This is a genomic window from Streptomyces sp. NPDC015032 (assembly GCF_043080425.1).
Lineage (GTDB): Bacteria > Actinomycetota > Actinomycetes > Streptomycetales > Streptomycetaceae > Streptomyces.
In genome coordinates this window covers 31,367-42,641 of the sequence record NZ_JBIBVN010000051.1, presented here as the reverse complement: position 1 = coordinate 42,641, position 11,275 = coordinate 31,367, and the positions used below count along the sequence as shown (strand labels likewise).

At 67.1% G+C, this 11,275-nt stretch carries 10 protein-coding genes and 2 pseudogenes; 6 read left to right on the top strand and 6 right to left on the bottom strand.

Going from position 1 to position 11,275, the window contains the following annotated elements; translation table 11 throughout:
* Positions 1-113: pseudogene (locus tag ACF08M_RS37390) on the bottom strand (IS630 family transposase); the annotation flags it as partial.
* Between the two features lie 302 nt (positions 114-415).
* On the opposite strand from ACF08M_RS37390, the gene ACF08M_RS37385 reads away from it, so the two are divergent.
* Entirely contained in the window at positions 416-616 is a 201-nt protein-coding gene (locus tag ACF08M_RS37385) for a hypothetical protein (protein WP_392189760.1), read from the top strand.
* Here the strand turns inward: ACF08M_RS37385 and ACF08M_RS37380 are convergent.
* Positions 538-1,012: pseudogene (locus ACF08M_RS37380) on the bottom strand (ATP-binding protein). The gene ACF08M_RS37385 and the pseudogene ACF08M_RS37380 overlap by 79 nt on opposite strands.
* Positions 1,013-1,446: 434 nt before the next feature.
* Between ACF08M_RS37380 and ACF08M_RS37375 the strand changes: the two are divergent.
* Both ACF08M_RS37375 and ACF08M_RS37370 read left to right on the top strand, forming a co-directional pair.
* On the top strand, positions 1,447-2,070 hold the full coding sequence (locus ACF08M_RS37375; RefSeq protein ID WP_392189759.1) for a lasso peptide biosynthesis B2 protein: 624 nt from the start codon (positions 1,447-1,449) through the stop codon (positions 2,068-2,070).
* A 1-nt stretch (position 2,071) separates the two neighbouring features.
* Positions 2,072-3,892 (top strand): asparagine synthase-related protein, encoded by a 1,821-nt coding sequence (locus ACF08M_RS37370; protein WP_392189758.1) that lies wholly within the window; start codon positions 2,072-2,074, stop codon positions 3,890-3,892.
* On the opposite strand, the gene ACF08M_RS37365 is transcribed toward ACF08M_RS37370, so the two are convergent.
* The 3 genes from ACF08M_RS37365 to ACF08M_RS37355 form a co-directional block, all read right to left on the bottom strand.
* Positions 3,876-5,177: a hypothetical protein gene (locus ACF08M_RS37365; protein ID WP_392189757.1), complete on the bottom strand. Its 1,302-nt coding sequence runs from the start codon at positions 5,175-5,177 to the stop codon at positions 3,876-3,878. The two genes, ACF08M_RS37370 and ACF08M_RS37365, sit on opposite strands and share 17 nt — an antisense overlap.
* Positions 5,178-5,535: 358 nt before the next feature.
* Positions 5,536-5,664 carry a hypothetical protein gene (locus ACF08M_RS37360; RefSeq protein WP_392189756.1) on the bottom strand — a complete coding sequence of 43 codons (129 nt, stop codon included), beginning with the start codon at positions 5,662-5,664 and terminating at the stop codon, positions 5,536-5,538.
* Positions 5,665-5,740: 76 nt separating this feature from the next.
* Complete coding sequence (locus tag ACF08M_RS37355) at positions 5,741-6,292, bottom strand: hypothetical protein (RefSeq protein WP_392189755.1); 552 nt, start codon at positions 6,290-6,292, stop codon at positions 5,741-5,743.
* On the opposite strand from ACF08M_RS37355, the gene ACF08M_RS37350 reads away from it, so the two are divergent.
* A complete protein-coding gene (locus ACF08M_RS37350; protein ID WP_392189761.1) occupies positions 6,279-6,500 on the top strand; it encodes an SAM-dependent methyltransferase in 222 nt (73 codons plus the stop codon). The genes ACF08M_RS37355 and ACF08M_RS37350 overlap by 14 nt on opposite strands.
* Here ACF08M_RS37350 and ACF08M_RS37345 read toward each other — a convergent pair.
* The gene (locus ACF08M_RS37345) at positions 6,474-9,737 is read right to left on the bottom strand and encodes a BTAD domain-containing putative transcriptional regulator (RefSeq protein ID WP_392189754.1); all 3,264 of its coding nucleotides are present in this window, start codon (positions 9,735-9,737) and stop codon (positions 6,474-6,476) included. The two genes, ACF08M_RS37350 and ACF08M_RS37345, sit on opposite strands and share 27 nt — an antisense overlap.
* Before the next feature lie 224 nt (positions 9,738-9,961).
* Between ACF08M_RS37345 and ACF08M_RS37340 the strand changes: the two genes are divergently transcribed.
* Both ACF08M_RS37340 and ACF08M_RS37335 read left to right on the top strand, forming a co-directional pair.
* Positions 9,962-11,008 carry an ACP S-malonyltransferase gene (locus ACF08M_RS37340; RefSeq protein WP_392189753.1) on the top strand — a complete coding sequence of 349 codons (1,047 nt, stop codon included), beginning with the start codon at positions 9,962-9,964 and terminating at the stop codon, positions 11,006-11,008.
* 3 nt (positions 11,009-11,011) lie between these two features.
* Complete coding sequence (locus ACF08M_RS37335; protein WP_392189752.1) at positions 11,012-11,269, top strand: phosphopantetheine-binding protein; 258 nt, start codon at positions 11,012-11,014, stop codon at positions 11,267-11,269.
* Positions 11,270-11,275 lie beyond the last annotated feature (6 nt).

Here is an 11,275-nt window from a genome sequence, read left to right as displayed (position 1 = left end):
AACATCATCGCGCGCCGGTAACGCACCGAACTGGTGCTGCCCCGGCGCACGATCTGCTGCAGCTTCTGCCCCTCCTGGTCAGTCAACCTGCGCACACGGACAGGCTCAGCCACCACACCCCCAGCGGTCAGATTGGACGTCACCGCTCATCCAACCGCTCGGACACCCAACCCGGCGAACCTACGTGGTCAGAGCACTAGAAGAAGCCCAGCTTCTTCGGCGAGTACGACACCAGCAGATTCTTCGTCTGCTGGTGGTACAGGGCTCGGATGCATCTGACCTGCATAGATGGCATAAGCGGTGGTAGTTGCAGTTCCGTTGGTCCGGGGGTGGTCCGGATCTTGGTTGCCTTCCCATCGGTTTTCGTGCGGTGGACGGTCGGCTGGGGTGCCGGGCCCGCACCGAAGTTCTTCGAGTGCGCTGGATTGCGGACGGAGCCGACACCGCCGATCGTGTCGATGGCCTGGTTGCCCAGGCCGAGAGCGGCGTCGATGTCGCCGAGGGCGAGGTGGGCCTCGGCCTGGCGGACCTGGTAGATCAGGGTGCCGCGCGCCTCGCGGTCGCAGGGGCCTTCGTGGGTGAGGGCCGCGCGTGGCAGGTGGACCTCAACTCTTGAACGGCCCCTGCGATCTGCAGGGCGGCCTGGTCGGGTGTGAGGTGCGTGGTGTCGACGACCTCGGCCTCGCCGTGCAGCCAGGTGCGGGCGGCCTCGGCGTAGGGCTCAAGGTATTGGAGACGGAATGGGGGAGGGGCCCATAAGCGTGTCCCCCTCGATGCGCCCGCGGAGTGTGTCCTGGTCAGCGTGGAGGTCGAGGTGCCGTACCGGAATGGCATGTTGGGCGAGGCCCCCGCTGATCTTGCGCCAGTACTGCTCGACCAGGACAGTCATGGGCATCGGCAGAGTGCCGCCGGTGTAGTCGAGTACACGGCGGGCGGTCTCGACTACGAGCGGCCGCCACAGCGGCCACTGCTGGAAGTTGTCTGTCCCGGGCAGCCCTACGGGGCCGTGCAGCGCATCGAGGTCAGCCGGTCCGGCAGCCTGACCGTGCTGCCCAAGGAGTCCGCCGCAGATATCGAGGGTGAGGGCTATCTGGTGGTCGGGTTCGCCGGCTCGCTGCTCGACCGCGCAGTCGAGACGTCGGAGAAGGCGTCCGCGCCGCGAATCCCCCGTGCTTCGCGGCGCGGATGCCTTGTCCGGTTGCGGGGTAACCAGGGCAGAGTAGCCTGAAGTTGATCGATACTGCCTGATTCTGGAGGTAGGCGATGTTTCTCCGACTGCTGCGCCATCGTATGCCGTATGGGCTCGTCCTTCTCGGTAACGGCCGTCTGATCCGGGGCTTCAGCGGCGGCTTCTACGACGGTCACGGGTACCACTCCTGACACCGTCCCCACGTCGGACCGAGTCCGCTGCGGGGACGGCGTCAGGCCGACCTTGGAGGATGTGCGGTGGCAGAGGATATCGATGCGCTGGTGGCCATGACGAGGATCCTGTCACCGCATTGCCGTGTCACCAGGATGTCCGACGGTGCGCTGATCGCGGACTGGCGGCGTACGCGCTTTCTGGGAGTGGCGACGGCGGACATTCGGAAGTTCGCTGATGGAATCTCTGAGGAACGCGCCGAAATCGTTGCCGGTCTCATCCGCGCCGGGTGTGCGACGGCCCGCCGGAGGCAGCAGTCGGACATCGCGATCGGGCTCTGGCTGCGCGGTGTGTACCTGCTGATCCGGACCATGGGATTCGGGCGCGCTCTTCGGCTCCTGTCCTTGGCAGCCCCGGAATACGCCCGTGCGGACCCCGCCGCCACGGAGGACGTCGAACGGCTGAAACGGGCAGTGCAATCACACGGTCGCAGAAGCTGGTTCGTCAACGACGACTGCAAGGCCGAGGCTGTGACGGCTTTCGTCCTGCTGCGGCGGCGCGGCTTGAAGGCCGTACTTCACGTCGGTGTACGCGAGCACCCGTTCGCCCTGCACGCCTGGACGTCTTCGGCTGGCCTGTGCATCCCTGACGCCGATCCGCGCGGGCACGCGTTCGCGCCCGTTCTCTCGGTCGGCGGCGGAGGGCAGTGACGTGGAAGCACTCCGCCTCGAGTGGGAAGGGGGCGTCCCGAAGCTCTGGGCAGCCGGGGCCATGGCGCGGCAGGGGCTCGTGACGACGGTTTCCTCACGGGCCGGGACCGCGGTGGTCGCCGGCTGGGTCGGCTCCGTCCGTGAGCGCGTGGCGGGAGCGCGAGGCCTCCTCGACGACTGGGGCCGGCCGCAAGCGTCACCGCGTCTGCCGACCGGCGACTATGCGGCCGTCCTGGTGTGCCGCGACCGCATCCTGCTGATGCGGGACGAGCATGCACGCATCCCCTTGTACTTCAGGGAGTCCGGTGGCCGTGTCAGCGCGGCGAGTACCTCGGCGCGCCAGCTGGGCGGCGGAGCAGAGCTGGAACGGCGCTACTTCTGCCGATACCTGACCGGGAACATGGCGCAACCCCACTCGGAACTCACCCCCTTCGCCGGGGTACACCGCATACTCGGTGGCGAGGTGGTGGAACTTTCGATCACGGGGCAGCTGCGCGGTCGGGTGCTGCAACACGTCCCTCGGGCCCACGATCCGTTGGTACGGGCAGCGGACGAACCCGGCCTCGGCGGGGCCGCGAAGGACCTGCGCCTCGCATTGGAGCACGCTGTCAGGCGCCGTATGGGCAGGATGACGGCATGCCATGTATCCGGTGGCACCGACTCCACCAGCGTCGCGCTGCTGGCGGCACGTCTGCTGGCCGCGGGACAGGGCCACCCCGGGGACCTTGTCCTGCTCGCCGGGCGCTTCGCAAGGGGAGAACTCGCTGCCGAACAGCCTTATATAGACGAGGCGATGGCGGAGATCCGCCGGCATGCGCCCGCAGCCCGCCCGGTGATCGTCGATGTCGACGACGTGGCCGACTTCGACGACTTCCAGCACCACGCGGGAGACCCGGACGAGCCTCATGCGCACGCCTTCCGCGCCCCGTTCTGGAGCAGGCTCCATGCCACTGCGGCGGATCTGGGCTGCGATACCCTCCTGACCGGCTGCGGGGCCGATCCGATTGCGGACGCCAACCCGCTTCACCTGCACAGGCTGGCCCGCACGGGACAGCTCCGGCTGATGACGAGGCAGGCACGTGACTGGGCCGCGGGCAGCGAGCGGGGCTTGTGGGACATCGTCTTCGCCTACGTGCTGCAGCCGGCTCTTCCGCTGGCCGCCGAACGGGGCACAGCGCTCCTCCGCCGCCACGGAACGGTGCTCGGTGGCCTCGGCAACTTCGCCCGCCCCCGATGGCTGCGCTCCGGATTCGCGCGGGCTCACGGCTACCGTGAGTCCAGCATCGCGGAGAGCCGCTTCGTGTTCGGACGCAGGCCGGAACAGTCCCTCTACGAGGCCGCCAATTACCTCACCGCTCCCGACCCGCTGTCCTGGCGCCGCGCACGGCAGGACGGGTTCTTCCTCTCGCACCCCTTCCTCGACCCGGAGGTCATCGCCACGATGCGCTGCCTCCCCGCCGAGACCACGTTCCATCCGGGCCGTCCCAAGGCGGTACTGCGCGAGGCGATGGCGGACCTGCTTCCACCCCGGATCGGCGGCCGGGTCGTCAAGGTCCCCTTCAATCAGCTCTACGCCCGCGGCCTGCGGACACACGGCGACGAACTCATCGACCTCTGCCGCTCCGCGAGGCATCCGCTGATCGCGGAGATGTTCGACGTCGAGACGCTGTGCCGGGCAGTGAGGGAGGCGCAGTTCGGCATAGGGGACTCCTATTCCTGGGACCGTGTGAACAGTTCTCTCGCCCTCGTGGTGTGGCTGGAGCGATTGGACCAGCGCTCCCGCGTGCGCCGCGCGGCCATGCCGGTCATCGCTGGTTCTTGATGCCCCAGAGCGTCATTTCGATTGGACCCGTTTCGGCGATGACCAAGCCGTACCGGATCCGCATCTCGCGACTTGCCGCTTCGGATAGGATGCGGTTTTCCTCACCGTTTCGCATGATGGATTCCGTCAGGCCTGCGCCATGCGTGCCGAACTGCCAATAAACAGTGACGTAGCGGGGGGCCATCGTATGCTGGTCAATGGCATTGTTTTCGTACACCCGGCCGCGGGAGACGACGGTGTCGAGGCTCTTATCCATTTTGACCCACTGGGGCACCTTGCTGCCATCCCAGGAATACCCGTTCACCTGGAGCTTCTCCAGACCGAGCCGGTCCTTGCGTGCCAAGTGCGCGGAGGCGTAGAACGCCAACTGGTCATACGGTGTGTCGATGGGCAGTTGTACAACTTTTTGGGTGACGAACACGTCGTTTTCCTCGATCCAGTTTCCGGCAGGCACCCATGGCTGCGCCAGCACCAACTGGCCGGGCTGGTAGATCTCCTTCCGGGAGAGCGGGTGTTGTATCTCGAAGTCACGGAACGTCTGGGCATCTGCACGCCACTGCTTGCGGAGCCGGTCCTTCTGGCTGAGCGACACCCGTTCGCCCATGGTGTGGAATTCGGTGCCGAGCACAAAAAAGCCCATATCGCTGTGGTTTTCGATCCTGATGTCGACCGGTAGGGCGAATTTCTTACGGTCCTTACTCAGCACAGGCTTTCCCACGGCGATATTGACGAGGGGCCTGGCACCCTGCTGGGACGGCTGGTAGAGGTGCTGGTAGCCGAAATTGGCCATTGCGAGACCCGAGGAGACGGCCAGTGCCGCGGCCACCCGCTTCGGAGCAGGGATCACGACCGATGTCCGCCACACCGTGAAGACAGCCCATGCGGAACCCGCCGTGAGCAGGCTGCACAGCACCCGGTAAAGCGTGGAATCGCCGACCCTGAATGCCTCGAGCAGGAGCATGGCGTTGGCCAACAATGCCGCGACCGTACCGATCAGCGCGACCATCCCGGAATAGGGGAAGCTGCTCCGGCACCAGTGGTCCACGACCGCGGCAGCGCCCAACAACGAGAGGGCCGAGACCAGAATGAGGATGGCACCGGTGATGCGCCCCGAATAGGTCAGGGCCTGGCCGAGGTCTTCGATGCCCCACCAACCCAGCAACAGCGCCGTCGGGAGGAGGACCAGCAGGATCAATGCCATGGCAGCCGGTGACCGCCCGGTGCTCGTCGTGATCAGTAGCGCCCGCAGGTGTGAGCCGACGCCGGCCCCGGGGGGAGTCTTCACAGGATCATCTCCTGACGCCGCAGGCCGTCCACCAGGCGCTGACGGTGACCGAGACCGGAACACACACTCAAGCCGACCGCGAAGAGTCTCGCCGGTAGGCACCGGCCCACGCCAACTGGACCCACGGGGTTCTCCTTCGACCGTCACTGCGGCACTGCATGGGTGAAGCGCCGTCTGGTGAGCCCCTGCCGGGCCTCCTGCGGTACGTACCTCGCGGTGGCGTCGCGGAGCGTCCGATCCCCGCAGCGGATCAGGAGACCTGGTGCTGCGCCGGGGCTCAGGCACCATCGTCCGTGGTGATCATTCGGATCACCATCCGGATGCCGCCGGACGGCCTACACGAATGAGTCCCCTTCGATCACCGGACAGGGGGTTCGCTGTCGCCGGTGCTGCAGCGAACGAGGAACTCGTGCTGGTCCTCGTCGGCGGGGATGAGTGCCCAGCCGTAGCTGAAGAAGCCCTTCGTGCCGATCACGAAGGCGCTCAAATCTACTGGGGCACCGGCCGACTCAGGACGTGGGTACGCCGACCGCATCCAACGCCTGGAGTACCGCGTCATGTTCCTATGGCCCGTAGGCATCGGTGGCGTCTGCCGTCAGGCGTGCGAAGGACGTGAAGTCGGCGTTGCTGGCGAGCGTGCCACTGGTGAGCACGTCGTACCAGATACGGCCGGCGCGATCGTCCCCGTCGCCGAAGACCATCTGCTCGCCGTCCCAGAAGGCATTGTCGTAGTCCTGGCGGTAGTGAACGCTGGCGTCCAACGGGAGGCCGGCCCCGTCGATGGAGGAGCGGGACAGGGTCTGCAGAGAGAAGTCGAAGGTGGCTCCAAGGCCGTCGTAGGCGTGATTGACCGAGGCGTCCGTAACGCCGGCCTCGCCCTCTCCGCATATGCGTCTGCCGGGCAACTCCTGCCGGTGCTCGACGTCGCAGATGGTGCGGTCGGAGTGGTCGGGGCCGCGCGTCAGCGGGGCGGCGGTCGGGCAGATCTCGGCCGTCAGCCTGCGTTGGACGCGTTGTGCCGCGTCGAGGGCAAGGGTGTGGCGGGCAGGGCCCCCGGACCTCCAGCCCGAGACACCACACTCCGCAAGATTCTGAGACTGCCTGCTGGGCGACAAGGACAACTTTGCCGCGGACCGGGAACCCGGCGAGCAGATCGAGCGCGAGTACCCCGGCGCAGCCGACCTGGCCATCGCGACCGGCGCCCTCCTCGGACGGACAGTACGGCACCCGGCCGGCGAGGGGTATGGGACCCGGGTGTTCACCGGCCGCCCGGCGCAAGTACTGCGCAACCACCACTCACTCCGGCAGTACCGTTTCTGCTGATTCCGGGCCCAGAAGCTCGTGCAGCAGGTGCGTTGCAGGCAGAGCGGAGTCGAGGTACACGTACTCGCGCCGGTGCTCGACCACCGCGACCATGGTGCGCAGGGTGTCCACGGCGTCCTCCCGCTGTCCGGCGTGGTGCTGGGCCTGGGCCAGCAGCCCCAGGTGGAGCGGGAGACGTATGTTCGTTCTGGACTGTCGCAGTTCGGCCAGCGAGTTCTTCATGTCCGAGATCCCCTCGCGGCGGCCGGTGTACGCGAGGGCCCAGCCCAGGGGCAGATGGAGCATCGCCTTCCAGTAGTACAGTCCGTGCTCGCCAGCCAGCCCGACGCCCTCGGCGCCGGAGGCTCGCGCTGTCTCCACGTCGCCCTCCCAGGTGGCCACGATCGCGTTGACGTAGAGGGCTTGGATCCGGTCCCACGGCCTGCTCTCGTACTGCGTCAGCCGCAGCAGGCGCCGGCGCTGTTCCGTGGCCGCCGCGCGGTCGTTCAGCAGCCAGCGGGCGAGGACGCAGTAGCAGCGGAAGGAGACGCGTGGATCGGACCGGTACATTCCGCCCGGTAATCGGCCCTCACGGGCGAGGCGCTCCGCCAGTTCCGCGCCCTGCTCCAACTCTTTGAGCGCATCGGGCAGGTTCCCGCGGACGAACAGCGCGATACCCTCGCCGTACGCCGCGCCGAGCCGGGCCGTCGGACCGTCGGTGCGCTCCGCGATGTTCCTCAGCAGCACGGACAACTGCCGTGACTCGTCGTAGCAGCCGCGGACGAGAAGCGACATGGCCAGCAACGACACGGCCGCCGGGTCGTCCGGTGCATGGGGTGTCTTATGCGGGGTGTGTCCCCGGGTGATCTCCGCCTCCGCCTCCGCGTCACCGAATCCGCGTACCTGGCCCAGCACATGGCCCAGCTCCAGGTGAAGCCGCTGCTTCAGGTCGCGAGCGGTCGTGCCGTCGGGCAGTGAGCCGGCCATGGCGACCGCACGGCGCAGCCACATCTCGCGTTCCTCGGAGGCCAGGCGCAGTTCCGCGTTCTCCGCCGCGCGCAGCAGCCAGGGCAGGACCCGGTCCGCGGGCATGACGTCCTTGGCGAGCCAGGCGTGGCGAGCGACGCGATCGGTCTCCTCCGGATCGCCGCCGGCCTGGACGTGCGAGGACAGTGCGTCGGCGTACCGGGCATGCAGCCGTTGGCACTCCTCGTCCGTCAGCTCGCCGACGAGCACCTCCTGAGCCTGGGGAGGGGCGAGGCGGAGCCGTCCGGTGCGCTGCCGGTCAGGAGCGAGCAGGCCGTACCGGATGGCCGATTCCACGATGGCGATGGCCGAATTGCTGCCGACGGCACGGCAGACCGTGTCCACGTCGATATCGGGTGCGATGACCGCGCACAGCCGGAGAAGCCGCAGGACCGGTTCCGGCAGCATGGCGAACTCCTGACGCAGTACCTTGCGCGCGCAGGTCACGATCAGGCCGAGGATTTCGTCCGTGGCGCCTGGCTCGTGCAGGTCCCTGACGTCGCAGAGAAGAGAGAGCATCTGAAGGACGAAGTACGGACTGCCCGTGCTCTGGTGGTGCAGCGCGTCGATGATCCGCTCGTTGACGCCCGGTCCCGCGTGCGCGTCGACCAGCTTGGCGACGTCCGGGCGGGCCAGGCCGGCGAGCCGCAGGATCTCCGCGTCCGGACCCTTCAGTACTTCATTCATCACCCGGAACCGCGAGGCATCGGGCCAGGCCTCCAGGTCCCAGCCGGTCAGTACGATACTGAGGGGATGCCCCTGGCGGCGGGTGGTCAGCAGCCGGAGCAAGTCCAGAGAGACGGCATCCGCCCAGTGCACGTCCTCCAGCAGCAGCACCAGGGGTCTCTGCGCGGCCAGCGAGAACAGGACTTCGCAGAGCGCGTCGTGAATGCGGAACGGGCTCTGTGAGCTGTCGGAGTCGCAACTGTTCCCAGCGCCGGTTCCGGCCTGCGGTCCGGGCAGCAGAGAGGCGAGCAGCGAGCCGAACGGCGCGGCAGCTGCCTCGAAGGCGTCGGGGCGCGCCGCCGACAGTCGGCGCAGCACCTGGGTCCACAGCCAGTACCGCGGGACTCCCTCACCGGAGAAGCAGCTGCTCCGGATCGTCTCCATGTCCTCGTCCATGCTCTGGAGGCGCTGGACGAGCTCCACCATGAGGTGGGATTTGCCCAGCCCGGACGAGCCGAACACACAGGCAAGATGTCCACGGCCCGTCGCCGCACCGGCCGTTGCGGCGACCAAACGCCGCAACTCCCGTTCCCGGCCTATCAACGGCGGGGGCGGCACGGGTTCAAAGAGGGTGAGCCCGGGGGCCATGGACGTGGCCGGTGCCGTACGGTCCGGTTCCTTGGGCTTCCCCATGCTGCGCATGGCTGTCTTCCCGGTCGCGGGAGAAACCTCCGGCACCCGCTCCGCCCCGCCGGACAACACGGTCCGGACGGGCCGGGGGAATTCGGTGGCCCTGGACGGCAACTCGTCACTCAGCACAGTGTGTGCCCGCTGCCCACCGAGTTCCTGCCGGAGCAGAGCGGTGTGCAGCTGCTGGAGTTCGGCCGTCGTGTCCACGCCGTACTCCTCGACCAGATAGCTGCGGGTCCATTCGTACACCTCCAGCGCCTCCGCCTGTCGGCCCGACCGGAACAGCGCGGTCATCAGATGACCTACCAGGCGCTCCCGGGTGGGGTGCTGACGCACCTCGCGTTCCAGTTCCGTGACCACCTCCGCGGTCCTGCCCAGGACGAGACCGGCCTCTGCGGAGGCCTCCAGGGCGGTGAGCCGGACCTGCTCCAGCCGGGTGCTCTCGTCGGCGAGCGGCTGGTGGGTGACAAACTCCGCGTACGGGGAGCCGCGCCACAGCGCGAGTGCCCGGGTGAGCCGGTCGCGGGCGGCCTCGGGGTCCTGGCGGGCGAGGAAGCGGCGCCCTGTGGAGAAGAGTTGCTCGAACCGGTGGACGTCCACCTGCTCCGCAGGCAGCTCAAGGACGTATCCGGGGGCCCGGTAGCGGAGGATCGCCGACCAGTCGGGGCCGGCCACGGGGGCCAGTGCCCGGCGCAGATGGGAGATATGGCTCTGCAGGGTGGCGACAGCCCGCCGAGGCTGGTCTTCCCGCCACAGCTCATCGACGAGCACGGTGGTGGGGACGACCCGGCCCAGCCTGATCAGCAGGAGGGCGAGCAGTGCTCTGCGACGTGGTGAGCCGAGCGGGATGTCGTGCCCTTCGTACTGTGCCGACATAGGCCCCAGGACCTGCAGCACCGGTCCGGAGTGGGCGGCTGACGGTGGAGGCAGCAGTGCGCTCCGAGCCTGACGTGCAGACATCTTCGGCCCCATTCGTTCTCACGCTTGAGACTTCTCCGGCGAATTGATCCTAGAACAGTGGGTGTTCTGCCACGTGATTTGAGTTGATGAATGGCCAATAAACGATCAAAGAATTAGCAATGTGCTTCTCCTGCATACCGATGGAACCGGCAAGCGAACGGCAGTCGGCAGGCAAGGATCCGGGCAAGGGATCGCGTCGGGCCATCAGCATTCCGGCCAGTGGACCGCAAGAGGGGTGGCACAGCATGTGCGGAACCGGCATCGCCGCGTGGTGTGGGCCAACCACCGGCGCAGACCCTGGAGGCATCACGGTGTTCGCGATTTTCTTCCCTGGGCAAGGAGCGCAGTTCCGGGGTATGGGCGCAGATGTTTTCGGCCGCTATCCAGGCATGACGCGATTCGCCTGCGACCTCTTGGGGTATGACCTCGTGTCGCGCTGTCGCGACAATCAAGACGACGTGCTCTCGCGGACGGAGTGCACACAGCCGGCCCTGTTCACCGTCAACGCGTTGCATACCTTCGAGCGTGAGCGCCGCGAGGGCCCGCCTGCCGACTACTGCCTCGGACACAGTCTGGGGGAGTACAACGCGCTCCTGGCGGCCGGGGTCTTCGACTTCGAAACGGGTTTGCGGCTGGTCAAGAAGCGCGGCGAACTCATGGCGGCGGCCTCTGGCGGCGGCATGAGCGCGGTCATGAACATCTCTGCTCCGCGCCTGCTCGACGTGTTGCGGGAGGACGGTGTCGAGGGGGCGGAGGTGGCGGCCTACAACACCGAAGCCCAGGTCGTCATCGCCGGCAGCGACAGCGCGCTGCGTGCCGCCCACGCCTCTCTGAAGGCACGAGGTATCCGCTTCGCCTCGCTGCGGGTCAGCGCTGCCTTCCATTCCCGTCACATGGAGCCCGTTCGCTCCGAATTCGAGAGTTTTCTCGCGGGGTTCACGTTCGCGGAGCCCAGAACAACTGTGATCTCCAATGTGACGGGGCGGCCCTATGAGCGGGGCGCGATACCTCAGATGCTGAGCAGGCAGCTCGTGGAGCCGGTGCGATGGGTCGACAGCATCCGGTACCTCCTTTCCCTCGGTAACGGTCTTGAGTACGAGGAGATAGGTGGTGACTCCCTTCTCCGTATGGTGAAAAGTATCGCGAAGGCCGGTACCCAGAACACTCCCATCAAGAGCGGGGCGTGAGACATGGACAGGAAGCAGCACATACAGAGGCTTATCGAGGACCAGTTCCTCGTGGAGTTCGAAGGTGAACTGGCAGCTGATACCGATCTGTTCAAGACAGGGGTGATGGATTCCTTCGGATACATTCAGCTCCTGACTGCTCTTGAAAGAGACTTCTCGCTCCGGCTGACGGACGAGGAATTCCTCAGGAACATCTTCTCTTCGCTGGAGGCCATCGACGCCTTCGTGGCGAACAAGCTCACCGAGCGCGACGGCCGCTGAGCCCGC